General features: G+C 46.2%; 24 protein-coding genes. 22 read left to right on the top strand and 2 right to left on the bottom strand.

Features of this window, described 5'->3' with window-relative positions; all coding sequences use genetic code 11:
* Positions 1-267: 267 nt before the first annotated feature.
* Positions 268-1284: an alcohol dehydrogenase AdhP gene (gene adhP / locus QNM19_RS00680; protein WP_049864054.1), complete on the top strand. Its 1017-nt coding sequence runs from the start codon at positions 268-270 to the stop codon at positions 1282-1284.
* Positions 1285-1354: 70 nt separating this feature from the next.
* On the opposite strand, the gene QNM19_RS00675 is transcribed toward adhP, so the two are convergent.
* Positions 1355-3523: a fasciclin domain-containing protein gene (locus tag QNM19_RS00675; RefSeq protein ID WP_284026170.1), complete on the bottom strand. Its 2169-nt coding sequence runs from the start codon at positions 3521-3523 to the stop codon at positions 1355-1357.
* Positions 3524-3982: 459 nt separating this feature from the next.
* On the opposite strand from QNM19_RS00675, the gene QNM19_RS00670 reads away from it, so the two are divergent.
* The 16 genes from QNM19_RS00670 to QNM19_RS00595 all read left to right on the top strand — a co-directional run bounded on the left by QNM19_RS00670 (position 3983) and on the right by QNM19_RS00595 (position 15448).
* Positions 3983-5293, top strand: coding sequence for an AAA family ATPase (locus QNM19_RS00670; protein ID WP_049864055.1), 1311 nt, complete (start codon positions 3983-3985; stop codon positions 5291-5293).
* A 111-nt stretch (positions 5294-5404) separates the two neighbouring features.
* Complete coding sequence (locus QNM19_RS00665; RefSeq protein WP_049864056.1) at positions 5405-6631, top strand: AraC family transcriptional regulator; 1227 nt, start codon at positions 5405-5407, stop codon at positions 6629-6631.
* A gap of 229 nt (positions 6632-6860) precedes the next feature.
* The gene (locus QNM19_RS00660; RefSeq protein WP_049864057.1) at positions 6861-7160 is read left to right on the top strand and encodes a RebB family R body protein; all 300 of its coding nucleotides are present in this window, start codon (positions 6861-6863) and stop codon (positions 7158-7160) included.
* Between the two features lie 134 nt (positions 7161-7294).
* A complete protein-coding gene (locus QNM19_RS00655) occupies positions 7295-7561 on the top strand; it encodes a RebB family R body protein (RefSeq protein ID WP_010380819.1) in 267 nt (88 codons plus the stop codon).
* 70 nt (positions 7562-7631) lie between these two features.
* Positions 7632-7898 (top strand): RebB family R body protein, encoded by a 267-nt coding sequence (locus tag QNM19_RS00650; protein ID WP_010380817.1) that lies wholly within the window; start codon positions 7632-7634, stop codon positions 7896-7898.
* 78 nt (positions 7899-7976) lie between these two features.
* Positions 7977-8168 (top strand): RebB family R body protein, encoded by a 192-nt coding sequence (locus tag QNM19_RS00645; protein ID WP_010380815.1) that lies wholly within the window; start codon positions 7977-7979, stop codon positions 8166-8168.
* Positions 8169-8182: 14 nt separating this feature from the next.
* Positions 8183-8518 (top strand): RebB family R body protein, encoded by a 336-nt coding sequence (locus QNM19_RS00640; protein WP_049864058.1) that lies wholly within the window; start codon positions 8183-8185, stop codon positions 8516-8518.
* Positions 8519-8559: 41 nt separating this feature from the next.
* Positions 8560-8919, top strand: coding sequence for a hypothetical protein (locus QNM19_RS00635; protein ID WP_010380813.1), 360 nt, complete (start codon positions 8560-8562; stop codon positions 8917-8919).
* Between the two features lie 39 nt (positions 8920-8958).
* Complete coding sequence (locus QNM19_RS00630) at positions 8959-9966, top strand: hypothetical protein (RefSeq protein WP_049864059.1); 1008 nt, start codon at positions 8959-8961, stop codon at positions 9964-9966.
* Positions 9967-9980: 14 nt separating this feature from the next.
* Positions 9981-10487, top strand: a complete 507-nt coding sequence (locus tag QNM19_RS00625) for a hypothetical protein (RefSeq protein WP_284026169.1) — start codon at positions 9981-9983, stop codon at positions 10485-10487.
* A gap of 25 nt (positions 10488-10512) precedes the next feature.
* Positions 10513-11946: a hypothetical protein gene (locus tag QNM19_RS00620; RefSeq protein WP_049864061.1), complete on the top strand. Its 1434-nt coding sequence runs from the start codon at positions 10513-10515 to the stop codon at positions 11944-11946.
* 27 nt (positions 11947-11973) lie between these two features.
* On the top strand, positions 11974-12231 hold the full coding sequence (locus tag QNM19_RS00615) for a hypothetical protein (RefSeq protein ID WP_049864062.1): 258 nt from the start codon (positions 11974-11976) through the stop codon (positions 12229-12231).
* A gap of 162 nt (positions 12232-12393) precedes the next feature.
* A complete protein-coding gene (locus QNM19_RS00610) occupies positions 12394-12882 on the top strand; it encodes an eCIS core domain-containing protein (protein ID WP_049864063.1) in 489 nt (162 codons plus the stop codon).
* Positions 12883-12933: 51 nt separating this feature from the next.
* Positions 12934-13695, top strand: coding sequence for a DUF4765 family protein (locus tag QNM19_RS00605; protein WP_049864064.1), 762 nt, complete (start codon positions 12934-12936; stop codon positions 13693-13695).
* A 398-nt stretch (positions 13696-14093) separates the two neighbouring features.
* Entirely contained in the window at positions 14094-15170 is a 1077-nt protein-coding gene (locus tag QNM19_RS00600; protein ID WP_284026168.1) for a hypothetical protein, read from the top strand.
* Between the two features lie 83 nt (positions 15171-15253).
* The gene (locus QNM19_RS00595) at positions 15254-15448 is read left to right on the top strand and encodes a hypothetical protein (RefSeq protein ID WP_049864067.1); all 195 of its coding nucleotides are present in this window, start codon (positions 15254-15256) and stop codon (positions 15446-15448) included.
* Positions 15449-16330: 882 nt separating this feature from the next.
* Here QNM19_RS00595 and QNM19_RS00590 read toward each other — a convergent pair.
* A complete protein-coding gene (locus QNM19_RS00590; RefSeq protein ID WP_156202232.1) occupies positions 16331-16792 on the bottom strand; it encodes a hypothetical protein in 462 nt (153 codons plus the stop codon).
* Positions 16793-17307: 515 nt separating this feature from the next.
* Between QNM19_RS00590 and QNM19_RS00585 the strand changes: the two genes are divergently transcribed.
* From QNM19_RS00585 to QNM19_RS00565, 5 genes are all read left to right on the top strand, one after another.
* On the top strand, positions 17308-17907 hold the full coding sequence (locus QNM19_RS00585; protein WP_156202233.1) for a hypothetical protein: 600 nt from the start codon (positions 17308-17310) through the stop codon (positions 17905-17907).
* Positions 17908-18388: 481 nt separating this feature from the next.
* Complete coding sequence (locus QNM19_RS00580) at positions 18389-18778, top strand: hypothetical protein (RefSeq protein WP_156202234.1); 390 nt, start codon at positions 18389-18391, stop codon at positions 18776-18778.
* A 422-nt stretch (positions 18779-19200) separates the two neighbouring features.
* A complete protein-coding gene (locus QNM19_RS00575; RefSeq protein WP_049864072.1) occupies positions 19201-20058 on the top strand; it encodes a glycosyl hydrolase family 18 protein in 858 nt (285 codons plus the stop codon).
* 209 nt (positions 20059-20267) lie between these two features.
* On the top strand, positions 20268-20930 hold the full coding sequence (locus QNM19_RS00570; RefSeq protein ID WP_284026167.1) for a hypothetical protein: 663 nt from the start codon (positions 20268-20270) through the stop codon (positions 20928-20930).
* Positions 20931-21491: 561 nt separating this feature from the next.
* Entirely contained in the window at positions 21492-22898 is a 1407-nt protein-coding gene (locus QNM19_RS00565; protein WP_049864074.1) for an ATP-binding protein, read from the top strand.
* Positions 22899-23205: the final 307 nt, after the last annotated feature.

Below are 23205 nucleotides of genomic sequence, written 5' to 3'. Positions count from 1 at the left end.
AGGATTAACTTAACCTCTGCGACATCACTCGCTTAGTGACAGGAAGTTAATACAAGCTGCTATTTTGCATGAAGTTTAGTTGCTATTTTTGAAAACGCACAGATATCTTGAGCCGGGTGTATGACAATCGTTACATTCTAACCAAAAGTTAGCGACGCTATGACGGACCTAAAATGAATACACAGTCGCTGGCGAGTTTGCGCCGGATCAAAATATGTCAGTTTTAAATCTCTATACTCGTGGCTAACCCCTTGAGGAGAGACCCTTATGAAAGCCGCACTCGTTCACGCATTTAAACAACCTTTAGAAATTCAAACAGTACCCAAGCCGTCACTGACCCCGGGGTCAGTACTGGTTGAAATTGCTGCATGTGGTGTATGCCATACAGATCTACATGCCTGTCACGGGGACTGGCCCGTAAAACCTAAACTCCCTCTGATCCCAGGTCATGAAGGCGTGGGCACAGTCGTGGCAAAGGCCGACGATGTGACCCATTTGTCCCTCGGAGACAGAGTTGGCGTGCCCTGGCTGCACAGTGCCTGTGGCCATTGCGAACACTGCTTAAAAGGAGAAGAAAACCTCTGTCCGCAGCAGCAAAATAGTGGCTATTCGGTCGATGGTGGTTATGCGCAATTTACTAAAGCTGATGCCAATTATGTAGTTAAAATCCCCGAAAATGTGCCTTTTGTCGAAGCAGCACCGTTATTCTGCGCTGGCGTAACAACCTACAAAGCACTTAAAGTTTCAGGGGCAAAACCGGGTGATTGGGTATCGATTGTTGGTGCGGGCGGTTTAGGCCATCTGGCGATTCAATATGCCAAAGCCATGGGCCTTAATGTCGTGGCCGTAGACAGCGGCGACGATAAGCTGGCTCTGGCTCGCTCTCTGGGTGCCGATATGGTCGTGGATTATACACAGCAAGATCCTGCCACCACGATACAAGAACAACTTGGCGGCGTTCAGGCGGTAGTATGTACAGCAGTTTCTAAATCAGCTTTTACGGCTTCTTTTTATAGCGTTAAACGTGGTGGAGTCTGTGTGCTGGTTGGCCTGCCACCGGAGGAAATGCCAATTCCCATTTTTGATACTGTGCTCAAGGGCGTCAGTGTCGTTGGCAGTATCGTCGGTACCCGTCAGGACCTGGTTGAATGTCTGCAATTTGCAGCAGAAGGTAAAGTTAAAGCCATTGTTGAAACCAAACCACTCGAAGCCATCAACGAAGTCTTTGATAACATGCTCAATAATGACATCACTGGCAGAATTGTTCTGACGCTTGATGAATAATCACCAGATAAAAAAGGCGCAACAGTAAGGTCGTTGCGCCAAAGCCTCATAGGAAAGGTGAGGAAGGGAATTAATCTACCGCAGTGATAACGGTATCAATCAGGTGTACTACGCCATTCGCAGTGTAAATATCAACCTGGGTAATATTGCTACCTTCAACCTGTAAACCAGACGTGGGTAGGCTCACCTGCCACCATTTTCCGCCCACCCCCTGGCCTGTTGCATCACCCGGGTTAACGTCTTGTGCGAACATATACAGTGGGCGACCTAAATAGGCGGCCTGCATACTTCCATCCAATCTGGCGATCAGTGACAAGCCCGGAATATTCGCGACCTGCTCCTGCGTTGCAATCACAGGTGGCCAGTTGGTCGCACACGTATCAACACATTGGCTGTTAGCAAAAGTCAGGTCATCATCGAACACGTACAATGTTTTACCTGCCATAGCTGCACCGGCACCAGATATCAATCTTTGGTTGGTTGCATCATAAGCCACCATGTCGTTCTCAGTGTTGCCCGTTGAGACAAAATCAACCACTTTCAGGTCCAGCATATTGGTCGCCAGTGTTTCAACTTGCTTGCCATTTAGGCTGTAAGCCAGTGAAGACGATGCTTCCAGCGGTAGCACATGCTGGGTCAGCACTTGCGTTAAACCAGCCTGGTTAGCCAACAATGCAGTCAGATCTGCCGCCGGGATTTTCTGGAATGCACGATTAGTTGGCGCAAAAACGGTGAACTGCTTAGTGGTATCGGATAGCGCTTCAACCAGATTTGCCGTCTGAAGTGCTGTGACCAACGTTGACAGGTCATCTGTTTCAACCGCGACATCTACAATGGTTTTTTCGCTGGCCATTTTGTCCATAGGAGGCATGATCACTTTGTCGAGTACATGAATAACGCCATTGTCTGCTTTCACATTGGCGGTGCGAATAACAGCGTCATCAATGAACAGCATGCTATCCACTATGCTCAAAGCACTTTTGTCGGCATTTGCCATAGCCACCATATTATCTGTTGACGAGGCAATCCCCGCTGCGGCATCTGACATTACACTCTGCCCTGCCACGACATGATAAAGTAGAATATCTTTTAGCTTGTCGGTGTCTGCGGCCAGCGCATCTAGTGTTTCCTGACCTAGCGCAGCGAAGGCAGCGTCAGTGGGCGCAAAGACAGTAAATTTGGTAGTCGGATCTCCGAGTGTTGCATCCAGCCCTGTCGCGGTTACTAAACTCAGTAAAGTGTTAAATGAACCAGCACCTGCTGCGACCTCAGGAATGAGACCCAAAGATTCAGGTACGCTAATATCGCCAACGACCACGGCATCCAGCACATGAATCACCCCGTTAGAAGCCGGAATGTCGGTTTGCGTTACCGTTACACCAGCAAATTTCAGCATATCAGTTGCTGCATCAATCGCGACGCTTTGTTGGTTTTGCTCCAGTGTCGTAGCATTTTTGCCGTTCAACGACATAGCGGTCACAGAGTCTACTTTACCCGACACAATATGCTGCTTGAGTATACTGCCCAACACATCAGGATTTGCCAGTAAGGTGTTTATGGTTGCCGTGCCCAATGCAGCAAAAGCGGCATCGGTTGGAGCAAAGACGGTCAGCTCGTCACTGCCAGTGAGTGCGCTGGTCAATCCCGCTGTTTCGACCGCTTTCAGAAGGGTTGTAAAATTGCCCGCCTGTGTCGCGACCTGTGCAATATTCGCTGTTGACGTTGCGTCACTGGGTGGCATCAAGACAGCATCAATGACATGGATCACGCCATTGTCTGTCATGATGTCGGTTTGTGTGACTGTCGCCGTATTAATAAGCAGATTCTCACCCGACAGCGACAAAGCGAGCTTAGCGCCGTTCACAGTTTCAGTTGTCTGCCCGGCCAGGGTAAGCGCTGTTTCCGCTTTTACTTCTGACGCAAGGACATGATAGGTCAGTATTTTACTCAGGGTATCCGGGTCTGCGAGCAGGCCATTGATGGCCTCTTCTCCTAGTACAGCAAAGGCTGCATCAGTCGGTGCAAACACAGTGAAGGTGTTCGAGGTATTGTCTAACGTTGACGTCAGACCCGCAGCGTCAATCGCCGCTACCAGCGTATTAAAACTACCAGCAGCCTTTGCAGCATCATAAACCGAGTTCTCTTCTGGTGGTGTAATGACGACTTCGTTATCGTCGTCGGAACAAGCCGCGAGCAAGGCCAGGCTACTTATAAACATTATTTTTATCAGTGCTTTCACGTTCTTCTCCATCAAAGGTGGTCAACAATCGAGCAATACGCACCCTTGTGAAACAAAGATCAAGAAAATTTAAAAATCTTTAAACATGTCGTTTTTATTTGCGGTTAAAGCGCGTGCAAAAATACATAAGACAGGCAAATACTCCCATTTAAATTGCTTCAAACGAGCCTTCGAGAGCACCCACCAGCAAGCAAAAATACCTATTCGCCTATAAACACCCTAAAAGTAGGTGTAATAACTTGTAATACCAAAGCTATTAACATAAAAATAAAATTAAAGACATGGGTAGTAAATAATTTGATAGTAATAATGTCGTAATAATTAAATACATGCCAAAGGAGCTAACTATGAACACTTCCAGCCACGGAAGAATTGCAGTAAATAAAACAACTCTGCGTTTGCTGAGAAAAAAAAGCACTTAGCCGGGAGAAGCTTGCCCAAGAGTGCAGTAATAGACGATTGCCTGTTTCGGTTTCCACAATAAAGCGTGCTGAAGCTGGAAAACAAGTACTCGGTCGCACTATACAGAGCCTTGCCAATTACTTTCAGGTCAGTATTGACACACTCATTAACGATACCGATGCGCCCCCCTGGATTTATCGTCATTTAGTAAAAGATATGCCCAATCCCTGCTATGGCAGAGACTGGGAGCTCAATCACCTCCACTCTGTACTCAATCTGGCGCTCAACCGCTGTGCGTTGCAAACGCTTTATTTGCAAGGGATGACAGGCGCCGGGAAAACCAGCTTGCTGACTACTTTTGCCACACAACTGACCACAGCGGGTAAACGCAGCCTTATTTTTTCATGTGATGCTTCGACTGAAAACGCGCAATCCCCTTTCTCTATGCCGTCTTTTATCAAAGCACTCATGTCTGTCAATGATACAACGCCCAGCCATGACATTCGCCACAAAATAGACCTGATAGCCAGCAGTGCACTTTGCACATTGCGCTTACGTCAATGGCTGGGCAACAACTTAACTCAGTGTGAAACTGATACGCTTACTCTGTTATCTCAAACTCGAGTTAAACAATTAGATAAACAGGTTGCGCGGAACCTGCTCGCTTATGCACACCACAAAGGAGTGGCAGTGATTGTAATTGATGGTGCACACAACTTGCCAGCCAATGCACTCCAGTTCATTCAATTATTCACCTCGTGTGACGCTCAACAAGCGATCGCATTTATTATTTCGGCGCAGCAAAAACACGCCTTTATTCACCCACCAAAATGGCTTAGCCATGCCCACACCATCATCCTTAAACCGTTAGACCCGGACACCATGGTGCAGATTGCCAATCACACGTTACTCTGCCAGGGCAAAGTGCCTGATAAACACAGGGAACAGACAGCTGATGCCATAACGCGTGCGCAAGGTAACCCCTACTTCCTGAAGCAACTTTTATCTGACCTGGATCCCGTTGTCACTCTGCCTGATGCACTACAACATTTTGCCCGCACTTGCTTAAACTCAATGCCCTGTGAAGTAGCCAGCACGCTTAAGTTTGCAGCCAGCCTTGGGCTATGTTTCAACACCCACCAACTACAACAATTCAATGACAATGAAAAAATCCGCGCGCCGCTATGTGTATTACACAAAATGCTCTGCAGCGGGCTGGTTAAACAAAGTGATGAACACTTTTGCTTTGTACATCCGCTTGTTCAGGAAGCACTCAAGAGCCAGACAACACACAGTGAATTCAGCTGGTACACCTACCCCAGGCACCATCATCCCAATCAATGCCCGAATCAAGTGACCAGTAACTGACCCAATATCGGGGCACATAAAAAAATACATTTTCCTTGACCACACGGCATGCGCTTCCAGCCCCCGCTGGAAGCGCCTGTTTTTCATACACTCTGAAAACAAGGAAATACCATGTCAACACTTATAAAAGTAACACCCGAGACACAGCCCTGGATTGGCAGTAGTGACGCTCTTTTTAGTTTAAAACAGCAAATCAGCCTGCTCGCTCAATGCAATCTGCCTGTCCATATCATTGGCCAGCCAGGCAGCGGTAAACACTTAGCAGTCAGTCATCTGCATCAAATGGGCAAGACCGAATCACAGCCACTGATAATTTCATGTGTGAACCATTGGGACGGCAGGTGTGCAGTCACACAACTGGATGCGCTTATTTCACAATCACTGAGAGGCACGCTATACCTGAAAAACATAGATGCGTTAACTAATGACCAGGCAGAAGCTATCAAAGACTACTGGCTTAACCTCAACACCAATGCCCAGGCACCGAGGTTGATAACGTCAACAACAATACAAAAGCACCAACAAGCACTAACACAGACACAGCAAAGTTCATTTTTAAACTGGCTACATTATCATTGCCTTGAGCTGAGTATCCCCACGCTGGCACAGCGACGGGAAGACATACCGGCGCTGTTCAACCACTACAAATCAACCTGCCAGCACATCGCAAAGCTTCAATTAGATGAACAAGCCATGGCGCTGCTGACAAACTACTGCTGGCCACACAATGCAAAACAACTTAAGCGTTGCCTGGATAAGCTGTCTTTTTTGAGTCATCAGCAGGAAATCACCAAACCGACATTGGTTAAGATCTTTCCCGCTATGAATGATGCACAAAATCAATATTCAGAGACACTAGAGCCCGTCTCAGCAAAGCAAGTAAACGATGAATTCAGCGCATTAATTCAATCTCTGACGGCCTGCGAAGACCCACATGAATTTGAATCTCAGCATACAGACTCAGATCTGTATCCCGCCCCGGTTATTCAATTGCAAGCGGCCAGTAAACCTCATCCGGCGCTCGCCCGGGCGCTGGAATATATAGATGAAAATTTCAAAAAGCCACTTAGCCTGAGCGAGGTTGCCAGCTATGCGTGTGTCAGCCCTTCTCACCTGTCATTTTTATTCAAACGCTACGTAGGTCAGTCATTCAAACAAACTTTGTTGAGGATCAGAATCAAAACGGCAATGGCCCTGTTACGGGAAGATCCATACAGCCAGGTAACTGAAGTGTGTGATGATGTTGGCTTTTCTGATCTAAGCTTTTTTGTCAGAAAGTTCAAATCGGTCGTGGGTGTCAGCCCCGGTGTTTACCGTGACCAGAGGACTAAACACTAGCAGCCCAACGAACCTGGTGCTGATGATATCTATTGTCAGCACTAACAGACATCAACAAATCTACCAACTTGTCACGCAGATATACCAATCAGGTTAAGCGTTACTGCCAATTCCCACTAGTGGGCTTTGATTATACTGATTTCAGTGTTTGGACGACTCCATGAAGACCCCATGAGCCGAACACAAGAATCGTATTTTCAATCAAAACTCAAAGCAAATAGGTGAAATTATGGCATTTCCAACCGCAGTTAACGACCAAATTACGGACTCCGTCACTCAAGCCAATGTCAAAGTACTGGGTGATGCGCCCGCTATGTCTATGGGCAACCTGTTTCAGGCAACATCTCAGGCATTAGCCAATGCGGCGCACAACGCAACTTCTGCGCAGCAACAAGCTGCAATGACAGCCCAGGCAGCAACTACGATGGGCGTGACAACGCTTTACTCTATCGATACAGCTGCAACCGGAAGCGCCACCAAGCGTATTTTGCAACCGCAAAGACAACCCGTAGCTGGGTTAGGTAACTAAGATCCTATGTCCGGGCTTGCTCACGACCATTAAACACGTTGGCATACGGGTAAATACCGGATAACAGTTCACCTACACCGATTATGACAGCCGGAACACAGGCTGAATTTGTAAACACTAATAAGGACGACACTATGGCTTTTCCAACCGCGGTAAACAGTCAAATAACAGACTCTGTTACACAAGCCAATGTACAGGTGCTGGGCGATGCCCCATCCATTGCGATGGGTAACTTGTTCCAGGCAACCTCACAAGCGCTGGCTAATGCAGCACACAATGCAACCGCTGCACAACAACAGGCAAATATTACCGCGCAAGCGGTAACAACAATGGGTGTGAATATTCTTTACTCCATTGACACTGCAACGACTGGCGTCGCCACCAGCAAGATCTTTGCGTAACAAAGTCGACTCAGTCAACAACAACCGGGCTGTGTTGCCCATTATATAAAACTCTAAAAGGAAAATAGTTATGGCATTTCCAACCGCTGTAAACAGTCAAATTACCGATTCAGTCTCACAAGTGAACACTAAAGTACTGGGGGACGCACCTGCTGTCGCCACAGGTAACTTTATGATTGCGACCAGCCAGGCGTTATCAAATGCCGCACACAATGCGACATCTGGCCAGCAAAACAATAGCGTAACTGCTCAGGCTGCGCTTGTGCAAGGCGTAGATACCTTACTGGGCCTTAACACAGCGACGACGGCGGAAGGCATTTCACGCGTATTCCGTTAAGTCGGTCAGGGTACTGATACTGGCTATCAGTACCTCTTTCGTCTGGTTCACACCCGCTACATATAAGGGGGACATATAGTGCTAAATACCTTTAATGCACAAGCCTTTTCGCTGGCGGCGGCGTCAACTTCAATGGGCCATTCAATTTCGTTGCTGATGGAAAATGCAGTTCAAAACGAAGCAAGAAGCCAGGTTACATCCAGCGCGGCTGTCGCGCAATGCTGTGCACTCATGATAGCTGTGGGCACTGCTGCAATTAAACCAGGATAACGAGGAAAGTCTTTATGAGTACAGTCAATGACCAAATTACCGACTCGGTAAACCAAGTAAATACGCTGCTGATGGGCTCTGCCCCCGTGCAGTCAATGGGTATGCTTAATGTCGCCGCAACTGAAACCATAGGTATGTCGATGTTTAACGCCATTTCCACGCAGCAAAATGCGCAAACATCTGCCTCAGCAGCAGTGGCGGCCAGTTGCGCAAAGATGCTGCAACAATCACCACCCATGCCCGAGAAAAAACAGGCGCCCGATGAAAAGGCAGATCTGAGTCAAATAGAAGCACTCGTTCAGGAGCTGCTTAAACAACACACCGATGCGAAAGATAATCCACAATCTTAGGGGCGCTAACGGCACAAGATTAATCTAAAGAGGCACAGCATATGAACGAGTTAACCAATGTCGGGCCATCGACACAGGCATCACTGGATATTATAAAAAATGCCAGTCTGAGCGGTGAGCTAAACAAGCTCTCGGGTGCGGGGAAAGCCTATCAGTCGGTCTCGCAATCGACGGCCATAGCAATCCAGGACGCCACAGATAACCTTAGGAATATCAACACAATGGCAACTACAGCTATGGGTGTGGCCATTTCCCAGATGCTCGCGACCGGGAATGTACAAGAGTTCACAGGCATTATTGAAGCCGCAAATAAAATGGTTGAAAATGGCACCAAAAACTTTGGCGAAGTAGGTAGCTCAGCAAGCGATTTGCTGGAAAAGTTTCCAAGTGGCGGTAGCTAGGTAGACGCCGACAGTACAGTGTCGGCTAAAGAGGCAATTATGACGATCATAGTAAATAATAAAGAGATCGAGCAATTAGATCAGTTTTCGGACAAGATTCAGACACTGATCCAGTTTCTCAGTCAGGGAGAGCAAAGCGTCAACGCATTAATCCAGCAAAGTGATACCCTGTCATTTTCTTCTGAAGCACAGTTTGTTGAGCAGCTCTATCTGGGGCTGATGAACTCAACTTTGATATATCTGCATAAAATCCCCTTGTCGGTAGATGTTAAAAAGTTGCTCGAACTAAGCACCAATGACCTGAGGGATTTAGCAGTATTCAGTAGTCATGAGTCAGATATAGACAAAGCAAGATTGACGGGGGTCCTAAGCAAATATCGTTTAGTAGACAGCGCTAATCTAAACAAGATTGCGTTATTTTACCGACGCTACAACCTGAATTACCACGCGCTTGGCTGGGGTGCCTCTTTCAAAGATCAGCTAACACTGTACAGCGTAATATGTTTTAGCGAAGAAACCTACGAATTGTCTAATCAGCTCGTGATCGCAGCCTGTCAATGGGCAACCAAACAAGCGCAGAACCTCAGCGAGTTTGCCCACTACTTTTGTGTCTACCTGGCCTGGAAGAACAGTCGACACGGGCATACGGGCTCCCCTGATGATTTGGTCGCAATGCTCGCCCCGGTTGTTATCAATAACCTGGATTCGCCGGTTGTCACATATGAACTGCAAGCCATAGATTTACACAATGCAATCAAGCAATGGCATGAAGGCGGTAAAAACCTTGGGTTTAGCAGTTTTAGCGCTGGTTTACTCAATGTAGTGCTCAATATTGACCTGGATAAAGCCGATGTAGTACAGGCAGCAAACGACTACCTCACCGCATTGCAAAGTGCATTGATAAATACGCTGGCCAGCGACAGCTATATCTGTCAGGCAGGGGAATGTCGGCATTACCTGTTTAACCTGCACCACAGTGAAGCCGTACTCAATGTGGATAGTCAGGGGTGTTTAAGCCTGTTTAATCATTGGCCAGTAGCCGCTTAATTAAAGGAACTACCATGAACTCGACGCAACCAAAGAAAGCCGCATTTCAACAGCTGTCTCAGGCAGTGATGCCAACGCAATTAAATACCATTTTGTCAGACATAGATACCATGCTGGCCAGTGCCAGACAAACAATAGATCAGTCATTGCAACAGTCATCACAACTTGTTGACCAATCCCGTCAACACCTGTCCCTGATTAGTCAGGCGCTCGAAAACACGGTTTCACATACACAAACTGCTGAGAGCGAAGATCAAAATCTGGCTGAGGGCACTTTAAATACATATCAGGACGACCAGATACAATCGCAATTACAACAGCAAGCTGATCACCTGGAGGCGCAAAATGCGCATATGAAACAGGTCTTTACTGAGCAGGAGCTGGCCGCAAAAAAAAGTGCAGAAGCCGCACAACAAGCCATGGAAGCAACCCTTAAAAACATGGAACAACAATTAATGCAGCAAAACCAAGCCTTTGAGCAAGAGGTAACACAACCAGCCGCTGAGCCCGGGGGCGAATAGCCCTTCGCAACAGGAATAGCATGCGATGATCAAAATCAACTTTAAACCTGTGGCCTGGTTACCTGATGAGAAAGTAAAAACCGCTGCCGCAACCCGGCAAATGAAAGAGCTAATCACTCGCCTGGTTGATGCACCTATTTACCATACCCTGACGACAGAGGACCGCCAGCAACTCATTGAAGAAGGTTACGCTCCTGACTTAGTAGACAACCTGGTGTTAATCACACTCAGAGCGGGTGACCAACCCAATGATACGGTTCAGACCGGATTTAATTACGGCGCATTTGATACGGCGTTGTTCTCAGCAGAACACCTTAAGTCACATTTTCAGCATTTAAATCAAGGGTGCTGTGGCTACTGTGAGAGCTACTTATCAGCAACCAATGCCGGTAAAATAGGTCATATCAGGCCTGTTGAATTACTGGAAAAAAGCGCCTCTGCACAACAAACCCCGGTTGTCACATGCTCGCCCTACTACTCGCTGGCCTATCAACAGGAAAACCTGATCTATGTCTGCGATGCTTGCAACGACAAATACAAAGGTGGTCGATTTCCGCTCATTGGCCAACGCCTCCCGGCGGTGAGTATTGACCAGGAGCAACCTCTGCTCGTCAGCCCTTATTCGGATGAGCCCAGACACTACATTCGCTTCGACCCCGTTACAGCTCGCGCCTACCCCTTCGATTTACTCTGTGCTTATCTGATGGATACAGGCGCGATGAGTTTTGCCGAGGCTGAAAAAAAGATCTGGTCTCACCCTGAGATTTTACAACACGCCCCTGACTTATCTCAATTACCGGGCTTTGCTGAGTGGTTTCAGTCTTTAGGCCAGGAAAAAATCGCACAGCTAAGTAAGGGGTATACCAGCATTGAGATGTTTGGGCTAAACCGGCCAGAGTTGGTCGTTGCACGGCTCGCGACGCTGGGCCAACTACACCGGGTCTATGCTCAGTTTAAACGCAGTGAAAACCATGATTTGCCAGCGTTTATCGATAAACTGCCCATATTGCAATATAGGAGTATGAGCATAGATGCGCTGCACACCTGGCATCATCAAACCAGCACACTATCGGCAGGTGAAAACAAAACAAAATCAATAACCCACCAAAGTGATTTAGGGCAAAGCACGGCCGCAGGCGAGGCTTTTCCTAACTGGTTTAGAGCGTCATTACGCTATTGTGTTGAAGAATCCCAGCTCGCGCAAACCCAACGACGTAACCTCGTATTTTTGTCTGCCAAAGACAAACTATATGGACAAAAAGCCAAGGAGAAGTGCGTCTTCCTGCCACTTAACTGGCAACAGGACAAACACAGGCTAATTAAAGTACGCTCCCATCGAAATATCTGGGAAACCTCTTTTTCCGAGCTCGCCAGTTCCAGACCCATGGAGTTACTTAACCTGTTTACCCATAATCAGGTCTGGGTTGAAGGGCCATTTGACGCACTCGAAAGTGCATAACTCTACCATTAGTAAGGAAAATCCATCATGACCAATACGACAGAACAAGAAGTATCAAACGCCGAGCAACAAGCAATGCAGGCTGTAGCCCAGGCCGATGCCGACACCGCAGCACAATCTACAGGCTATACCACTTCAACCCCTGAACAAGCAGAGCAGGTTGCAACTAACGCAGTAGTTGCCGCCGATCAGAGCGTAGCCCAGCAAGCTTTCACTCCTCCTTCTGCAGTGACACCAGAAGAGGCAGAGCGAGAAGCTACACAGGCAGTCGCTGCAACCGAATAAAACCTGTAGTAATCGCAACCAAAGTACCCGACCCGATCGGGTCTTTTTTACTCGCTCAAAACCTCTTTTTTGTAAGACACTCCATAGTAAATACCAATCAGACCCGACTTAATACCAATCCCCTACTCCCCTGTCGTCCTATAGTAAGAGCAGGAAACGGAGATGGACGAACACACTATGGCGCATTATCAATACCTGACCAAACACAGTCATTTGGCACTGCAAAGATCTGGTTTAGTGCAACTTCGTCAGGCAACCGCATCGGGCAAGTATCTGAGCAGTCCACATAGCAGTGCCCTGCCGCCGCGTCTGAGACGAGGCATGGAAAAACTCACCGGTTTGAACCTGGCTAATGTGCGGGTGCACTACAACTCACCCAAACCGGCTCTGGTTCAAGCTCACGCATATGCACAAGGACGTGATATCTATCTGTCGCCCGGCCAGGAGAAACATCTGCCCCATGAACTGGGGCATATTGCTCAGCAGGCGCTCGGCATGGTGCAACCCACCACAGAGGTCAATGGTGTGGCGGTGAATGATGATCCAAAGCTTGAGCAACAGGCTACAGATTGGGGCGAGATGGCAGTGAACTTAGGCAGAACTGATATGGCAGGCCAAACCATAAGACAAGAGTTCGTCCGTCACCGGTAATGCAGAGGTTTCCATAGCAATGGTTAAAATCTAACAAAAGGAAACTGGTATATGTATTTACAAGTAAAGAAAAGCGAATTAACAGAAAAAAACCAATATGGTCGGTCAGGAAGTAAGCATTTAAAAAAGCCAGCAGGTGAAAATGAGAATAGATCAGTAATACAGCGTAATTTTTGGGTTGAAAACAGTGATGGCTCTTTTACTTGGGTTAATGGCAACCCTGATCCCAGAGTATATGAAGATACGGGAGTAAAGCGTAAACGAGGTTATTTTTGTTTCAAGAAAAGCTCAAATGTTTTTAGAAAATATCAAGAAACAGAAAATGATGAAAACATTGGGATAAATAGCACCTCCGACTACATGAAGATGGAACACGATAGCCTCCTGCCGCTATTAACCAGCAGTACAAAAATAAGGGAAGCTGGCAAAGAAGATTATGTAAAGCTAGCCCGCGGCATGCATTCAATGAAAGAATATGAATCTGTTTTGAAAAACAAAAGCGCTGGAGGTAGAAAAGTAAACCCGAAAGTAGCTGCACCTACTACAGAGATGGTTGTCGCAACCGTTGGAATGGATGAAACAATACCGTTAATCGATCAGGAAAGTAGAGAAAAAAGAAAAAACTGGGTTGAGTATACCAATGACCTAAATATAGCAGAGCAATTTAACAGAGGTGGCATCGTAATAGTAAAGATAAAAAAGAAATATCTCACTGAAGGCTCTAAATCTGAAAATGGATGGGTAATACGGGATGAGGCTCCTGTCACTATTCTTTATAGTAACCCTGAATCAAGACAATATACTTTCCTATAAAACGACGATTAACAGAGTCAATTGAAACAATGCGGCCGTAACTTATTAAACGGCCGTCAGGCTAATGTGGAAAAAGGCACAGGTGTCAACCTAGGCACTAGGGATCTGCCAATGGGGCCAGCCCTGACACTGTGCAAAAATCACACAAACCAACTTCTTCAAGCCAAAAAGTGCATGAGTACATCACAGCTGGTTTGGGTAAAGTACATCAGTACACTGTTTATAAGCTGCACTAAATTCATGTGGTATTCACCACCGGTAACCCTGAGGCGACCATAGCGTAGGTCCACTCCACTTCAAACAGGTCATTAGACATGTATATATTCGATTCACAATCAAAAAAGAGAAAAAGTAGGACGGCTGCACATTCAAACCAACTTCAAAGCAATAGGTTAGCCATGCAACGCAGACTGGTTCACCTGGACGGTTCTCCGCTGACACCTCAGCAGGTCAGTGAGTTAAAGCAACGTGGAGATCACACGCAAATTGAAGAAGCACAAGCCAGTGAAACAGATTACGTTGCACGCGCAACACGAAGTGGGGTGAGCATTACTGCGTTTCGCCCCCCCTCTTCAGGCAGCTGGCGATGGCAAATGCCCGAAGGGCATCATACGTCCCATGGTGGTGGAAACGTATATGAAGAAGCAAAAAACAGTGGACTGGGTATGGGACTTAAACGAACACCGATGAAACCGAGCTTAACTGACCATATTCTTGAAAATCAGCAATTCACAGGTATGAATTTCAAAGGCGCCAGTGCGTTGGCAAACGGCAAAGGATTAAAAGAAAGCGGTTTGGCCCGAACACACCATGTTTCAGACTCTTCCGTGCGGGCAATCATTGAATACCTGCATCAACACAGAGAATGGACAACCTACCAGGGCGGCTTAAACAAAGTTTCGAACTGGATAAAATCACTCACTCACGGGTTAGGTACGGCTGATGACTTATTCCAATTACTGTTACATCCAACTGGCGCAAGAGACTTAGAAGCAGTTATCAATGGCCTGTCTAATAACCCCTGGAATGTCGGTATTGGTGGTGCAAAAACCAATGAGCAAGTTGGGCCAATGCGTGATGCCTCTGTGACAACCCTCGGAAACCCCTCCCCCCAAACCTTTGCTACAGATTTTGGTTTGCAATATCTCAGAGGCATTGTCCCGGACAATATCTTAAACGGTGCTGGCGGACAACTGGTCAATGATGAAACAAGTAATGCTTTGAACTCGATGGAAGTGGAAACCCATTTTTACGAAGTACCCAACCCGGGTGTTTACAATGCCCCTGAGCTGACTGATGGCCAACTGCTGGCAATGATTAACCAGGAATTAACTCACAACAGAAGGTGGGCCATACAATTAGCGCAACATTTTAGGGGAAATGAGCAAGAGATGATTAACAGCCTCCGTGAAGAAAATGTCCGTTTCAGAGTAACAGCGCTGGGCGAAGTTCTCCTTATGTACAGAGGGGGATGACAAAAAGCCAATATATCAACTGAAGTTAATGTTAGTTAACTCAGCCTATATGTGGTTAACACCACAATATAAAAGGAAAATATATGTATAAACAGGCAAAGAAAAAAACAGCGAGATTGCCAAATCTGCTGCTCAAAATGCGATTACAGACCACAGAACCTGTTACTCAGGAAGCGTTGGACACAACAATTTATACAGGTGAGTTAGAACGAAAGAAAGGTGCAAATATAGTGTTTACTTGTTGCTATTTACGCCGTGCACAGTTTCCACTTAAATAGTATAAACACCCAAACACAAAAAAATAACAAATAATAAAATAGCGAATTTTCATTATAGCTTTGCCACTCTGCTATAGACAGAAAGGCGACCAAAAAATGATAGAGTCAATATCAAGAGGATTGATATATGTATACACAAAAAACGAAACCCAAGCATTATACAAGTAGCATAGTTGCAAGTTCGATTTTACCCAGACAAATGCAGAAACCAAGGTTTGAAATTACAGATAAAGGGCAAACGAACAAAACCATGATAAATAGCAGACCAACCTCCACAAGCACCATACAGAGGTATATTAAAACTCTAGACTGGGACTCCAGAGAAGGGAACCACACCGGCGAACAACAAATGAGTATGGCTTTTAGTCTGTTGAACGATGACCCCGCACTAAAAGCATGGGCACGCAGTCATCCACATGCAAGGGCTGTCACGAGACAGTGCCTAGACGACAACACTTGGCACTCAAGGGCTCAATATAGACACTTAATTCGAAACTTATACCTGGAGTATCTTGACCAAGAGCAGGATATGCTGGACGCTCAGCTGGACGACAATGATAGCACACCAAATATCTCAGCTGCCGAAGGTGTTAGCTCTGACGGAACTTCTACAATACGTAGCATGCGCCCGGAACCTTCAAAGTTCTCTATTTAGTTTAAATAACCTATAGCAATTGAAACAGACTGGGCCGCAGGCGTATGGTACACCTGCCCCGATTCAGGCTTAAGTTAAGCCTCCTTCAAAACATACGCTGACCGGATAATGAGCTGGCAAATCTAAGTCAGAACTCGCTGTGATGAGTTTCCACTTCGAAAGTACTGATAATTGCATACAAGGATAACCGCTGTTGCAGGATCTTGAAACGCAACTATGTTCTATGCTCATGAAGACTGTAAATCATGTAATTTCCCACTGTATGCCTGACTATGGTGTGCGCGACTATAACGCGCCAGCGTACCATTTATCAGCGTCAGACATTCTTCTATCTCTCCGACCATCCAACGTCCGAATGTGCCTCCCGGTTTGACAGTGTGTAAGCCTCTGTTTGCATACCATTTTATCAACTCAGTCTGTCCCGGCCTGCCATAGAGCCCCGAAGATTCTGCGATCAGGCGCACGATACTACACCCCGCTTCTTTGCCAATTTCCATTACTTTTTTCAATACACGCACCCCGGCCCCTTGTGTGAACCGATCAGATATAAGGTCCATTATTTCCAGTATTCTTGCTCCCTCATATTCAAAGACTTTGTACTTTAGCCGCCCTTCTTTAACCTGTAATATTTTCCCCTCACCCGTCAAGTCACTAGATAGTTCTTCGGCATATTTGGCGTATTTATGCATTGATTTTTGTATGCTTCCGTTTGGTATAATTCTACTTTTTTTTTGCATGAAACAACTTAATGCCCTCCTGTGGCCATTCCCTTTCAGAATCTTACATTGTGCATACATACCTGCGTCCTTTTATAGTTTATATTGCTTTTGACATGATTTAACTTACAACTTGGTTTTCGACTTCAAACGATTCTGGCCGCTCCCCCAAGCCATAACACTGTGCCATATGCTGTTATTATAAATTTCTGAGGAGGGTAAAATTGGTATTTAATCTGAAATAATTGAACTTTTCTCTGACTTTCTCTACCATTCTTTCAAGAAAAGCACAGTGTCAAATATCAGTTTCGACAACACAAAATTATGACCTCCATATCTACTCAATACGCACATAAACTAACGCTTCATTGTCGAGAACACATTGCTCCGTGTTTGCTTCCTAATAAATACCAATCAATACAGATGATTAACCAATCCCATCTTGCAAAATCGATTTAAAGTAAGAAAAAATGCAATGGGACAACATCATGAGACTTTACCAACCTAAGCCCGGCAAAGGTGCCCGACCTCAAAATGCCAGGCTGACATTTCGTAATCGCGCAATCAAAAATGTAACACCTGACACAGATGATATTTCAACGATAAAACCGACAACACAGTGTATGTTTCTCGATCTTAATTTGGAAAAAGCCACGAAGATAAGCGAAGCACTCAACAAAGGCCAAAAGTTCTATCATGCAACCAGCAAGTATAATGCGCTATCCATCATCCAAAATGGCATTCAAACAAACAAGTACCGGGGATTTTATACAAGCTTGAACGAGGCCGATGCGATTGCGTGGGGTAAACAGACAGACGGTAATGAAACTCAACATCAGGTCAATGCGAAGTTCGTTAAGCGCGCAGGCATGAATAAGTACGAGCAAAACTTGATCAAAAATTATCTCACAGTCATGGAGTTTACTCTGACATCAGATGCAACAGGTCAAGATGGCGGTTTGCCAATCAAACAGGACTTCACAACATGGTCGTCTGTGTATGGAAAAGAAGTCTCGTGGTCTCCCAAAGGCGCAACCAAATTAAAATTAACAAACATCAGAGAAATTAAGGATAAGGTGTTTGATTAAGTCCCAATAATCAAACTGCCAATACAAGCCACCCTAAAAGATACCAATGAAACCCTATCTAATACCAAGCCCCGCTCTTACCTTCTGCCTATAGTAAAAAACACCAAACAGACAGGAGGTTAAATGACACGATAACGCTTTATCGATCCCTGAATTAGCCACAGCCTGGCCTGACATCGCAGATCCCCATGAAGCCAACAGGTTTCAAAGTGTTGTGTTGGAAAATGGGGCTGACAAAGTATGGGCTGATTAAATAGCTCACAGGCAATCACAACAATCACTTGTATCTACTTTAAACAGGATTAAAGACATGTATAAACATGCAATGAAACAGAACAGCGTGATTATTAACTCTGTTGCTCAGAACGTGCTTAAAAATAAAAGAAGAACCAGACTTTTAAACAATCCGTCTCTCACAGAGATATCCGCAAAGGCAAGAGACAGCAACACTAATACCCCCTTGCAAAAAACAGCACAAAGAATGCTAAACGGATTTTCACTGGGGCCAGACACGGGCGCAGATCGTCTCGGGCAGTCTAACCTGGATGACATGCGTGAAGAACAGAGGCAGCTTGAAGCGCAGCGCGCCGCTGAGCGACAGAGGATTGAGGCACTGCGCCTTGCAGAATTGCAAAGACAAGCAGCAAGAAGAACAGCAGCCGAAAACGCGTTTGCTCAGATGAGGTATCAACTCAGTGGCAATGCAAGAGGTGCCTGGAATGCAATTGAAGCCGAATTAGCGCTCGGTGGTGATGAGCCAGGCGCTGCGCTGGCATACCGCATTGTTAACGAGTACTTAGACACGGTTGACGGCTCAGTGAACGCTGACCGAGAACAATATGGCGGCGCGCTGGGATACTACAGAAGATAAGTTATATGCAACTATTGCATACACCAAGTGCGATAGAACAAGGGCTCAGAAGCTATCAGGGCCCTCTGTAATTAAGCTGTAATAACTCACAGCACCAAATTCCTCTAGCCTTTTGGGGTCATTTATCGTCAACCCCGTACAGATTAAGGATCAAAGTCAGATGAGGGCCGTGTTTTATCCAGATAACATCGCATCGTTTACACCAATCTGGCTACTCCTCAGTGTACAGCAACAGTCGTCACTAACCCTGTTCGTAATGTCAATAAAATCGGGGCCTTTGGAGGACATAAATCGACCTGCCGAGCGGCACGCAAAAAACGATATCGACGCCAATTCAGGTTCAATAAACGCGTTCGGCCACGCTGGACATCACTCATCACCATTTATCAAAAGTATATAATGTACGCCAAAAGGAGCTTATCATGAGCACAAAACAAGTTGTCGGATATTTTAATGGCTGGGTCACCCAGGATGAATTGAGTAGTAGAATTGAAGGGTACACCCACGTTTTATTTTCATTCTGGGTTGACCCAGAACAAGGTGTCGCCGGCGCTGCCGAAGCCGCAGTAGCTAACAACAACGCACTCATCAAGTATGTTCAGTCACAAGGCAAGAAGTGCATGCTTGCTGCGGGTGGCGGTACCTATACACCGGATTTCGGTAATACAGATAACGCCCGGGAATATGGACTTGCATTGGCTAAATATGCACTGGATCATGGCTATGATGGCGTCGACTTTGACATCGAAAACATCTACGACTTTGCTACCAGCTTACCCTGGCTCGCAGCTGCTACCAATGCAGCCAGTCAATACGCCAGTGAAAATCAAAAATCACTGATTATTAGTCACGCACCTCAGGCTCCATACTTCCATGCACAGGGCCAAGCTGGCTATGGTCAGCTGGAGGCCATGACTCAGGGTTGTATTAACTTTTATAATATTCAGTACTACAACCAGGGCAATGATGCTTATCAGGCCTATGATACATTTAACAAAATTTTCCCGGAAACCTACGATGGTGCTGCTAATAATACCGCCATCGAAAGTATCTCGGCGAACGGCATTCCTGGCGAAAAACTCATAGTTGGAAAACCAATCACCAGCGCCGATGTAGGTAGCGCTGGTGCTACCGGCTATATCAGCGAAGATAAACTGGCCGCCATTCTGTTTGAGGCTCAGAAACAAGGTATTTCATTCGGTGGCGTAATGGGCTGGAAGATTGACAGCGATATCGATGGTCAATGGGGTAAAGCAATGAACAAGACCCTGAATAGCTAAACTTAACTTATTCGATAGTCGAGTAAGTCATGGGTCTCCCGTGTATTTGGAGACCCTTTTTATTTTGGGGTCGAATGAGGCTTTCTACCGATCGAAAAGCGGCTTTTACCAAGTTGGTAAAACCAGCCTCTCGTATAGTTAAAACAACCAATCAGGTTACTTGGTTTTTTCATCGTTATTCCCAACCAACTTAATAAAGAGAATTTAATATGAGCACGAATAAACCTACGGGGTCCAAAGACGATCCCAGCTATGTCAGAGTGACCAACTTACCCGATCCAGACCTGGCGTTTTCGATGCAGGCGACGGCCCACGCCAAAGGCTTTATCTATAATGGTACCATCACGCCTGGTATCGCTGAAAAGTACAAAAGTGAAGGTAACAGCTTTTGCATGCGAAACCTGAATACAGGAGACAGTGATTGGGATGTACCACTGAGTGCGCAAGAAACCAATCGAATTACCGGCCCCAGCAGCAAGCATGGATACGGCTTGGCGTTAATGCCTGTGTACAACCTAGATGTATCCAAAATTCCTGCTTCTAACGATGCCGCATCCGTCATTGCCACACAAGTACTCGATAAACTCAGTGCAGCCTTGATCCCAATCGGCACCACAGTGTGGTTACAATTGCTCAGTAGTGAGAATGGCGCGAAATCGGACCAAATCCGCAATATCGAGCATCAAATCTTTCAGTCCGGCTATTCTGTTGGCATTCTGGGAGACGAAGTTCAACAGCAACAGCAAACCAACGGACGCGTGCTGGAGTCCACTTATACCCCCTTTGAAGATGCCAGCAATGGTACTTCTGTTCGTTCAATTTCGATAGGGGACAATACGGGTGCCAACCCCATTTACTGGGCCATTCAGTAAACTTTGCTCTAACTCGCTGAGCAGGAAGGAACAGCCTTTCCTGCTCTTAGCGCAGGCAATAAAGCGTGAATATAGCTTTAAAGTATGTTGTTCAACCGGGTGATTCAGTGGCCACCATTTGTATGTCAATTCGGGGCAGCGCAGGCATAACCCCTGCCGACATAACACATCTTAACCCTGCCCTCTCAACTCAACCATTAGTGTCAAACATCACTATCAGGATCCCTTTTTATAGAGCAAAGGGGAGCTATCCGATGAGAATTACAAAGGGCGTTACATTGCAAAGCATTTGTGACGGGCTGATACAGGGCGCTGGTGTGCAACCTATGGACTTAATTGAACACAATCAACATCTCGGGCTTTACCCATTATTGCCCGATAGTGTGATACTGATCCCATCCATTACTCGTGATACAAGTTGGGCAAATCCAGCCAATGTAATGCATAAATCACTATCAATTCAGTCAGTTTTACCAAAAAAAACCTGATAGCTACTGAGCCCGGAATCAGCAGTTACCGCTAAAGTATGACACGCTTTGTGATACTTATGAGGAATATGCTATGTGGCAACCCGCGATCAATGATTCAGAAAACACAATGTCTCTTGCACAACTCAATGCCATGACCTTAGAACAGGAATGTAACTGGCTGGAACGCATGATTCAGTATCGGGTTACTCAATATTTTGGCCCCCTGGAAAAAAATGCAGAGACAGCACGTACCATATTGCCCAATGCCATTCACGAGACACTGCCAGTACCGCCCTCATGGAGCAACACAGAGACGCCTTTCTCAGGCTTTATGCATTCAAAGCACCCTAACACCACTGAACGACTGTTAATCATTCTGGCGCTGGTTCCGATAGTGAAACCTCTGCTGTTTGATGTATTCATGTCAGTGAATGAGCAAACTAACCGGCCCTTTACTGAATTTGGTGTTGTAGAGACTCAGGGCAGCCTATTGGCTACGGGGGCCACCGCCGCTTTTTTGCTAAGCGGGACCCAACTGAGCACACAATTAGAGGTTCTGGAGCAGCTAAATACCAGCACACTCCTCAAAAGCATATTGCGCCCGGAGCCAGATCAGGCTGAACGCCCTGTGTTACATACCGCACTCACACTGAAGCCCGAATATGTGCAACTGTTTACCACAGGTGAGCCTTACCAGCCAGAAACCAGTCATCACTTTCCGGCCAGCCTTGTAAATACTGTGCTTGAATGGACCGATTTAAAACTCCCCGAGACCACCAGTGCACAGCTCAATGAAATCGTAGATTGGGTGCAGCATGGCGAGACGCTGCGTTCACACTGGAAAATTGGCCGACAGATCAGACCCGGGTATCGGGCACTTTTCCATGGTCCACCAGGCACAGGTAAAACCCTCACCGCCAGTGTACTGGGTAAGGCACTGAATAAAAAAGTGTATAAAGTAGACCTGTCGCTCACTACCTCAAAATACATAGGCGAAACAGAAAAAAACCTCGAACAGTTATTCAGCCTGGCAGAGCACCGAGATTGGATCCTGTTTTTTGATGAAGCCGATGCACTGTTTGGTAAACGTCTGCAAACCAGCTCATCAAACGACCAGTTTGCCAACCAAAACGTTGCCTACTTATTGCAACGTATCGAACACTTTAACGGCGTTGTGATCCTTGCTTCCAATTACAAAGACAACATAGACGATGCGTTTTTCCGTCGTTTTGAGTCCATTGTGGAGTTTCAGGCTCCAAAAGCAGAGCAACGCTTAGAAATATGGCAAAGCGGACTGTGCGCCAAATCTCGTTTGTCACCAGATGTATGTCTGTCCAAGCTCTCGCAGCAATATCCGCTCAGTGGCGCCGACATCATTAATGTGCTGCGCTTTGTCTCGCTCAGACTGTTAGCACAGAACCGTAACGAGATACAGCTTGAAGATATCAAAGACGGGGTGGCTCGCCTGTCAGATCATCAAACCCAGTTAAGATGGTAAGAGTGTGAGCAAGGTCCACATTGAGAGATGCGCATCGTGATCTCAATACACGACGCCTCTTTTGCACTAATCGTAACTTTTACCAAGTTGGTAAAAGCACCCAGAGGTATAGTTAGAAACGCCAACACCTGTTGGAAATGTCAATTGAGTTGCTAGCCCTGTTGCGTGGAAATATGGAGCCCCGTATCAGGGCTACTTTACTTCTCTGTCAATATTCATAAATACTCAACCCGGACAAGCCTGGTAATAAAAACCGACGATACACTGTTAAAACAGAGTGCCTGAAATGTCATGAAATATACCATTA

It is taken from the genome of Pseudoalteromonas ardens (assembly GCF_030125445.1).
GTDB lineage: Bacteria > Pseudomonadota > Gammaproteobacteria > Enterobacterales > Alteromonadaceae > Pseudoalteromonas > Pseudoalteromonas ardens.
This window is presented reverse-complemented; position numbering and strand designations above follow the sequence as displayed.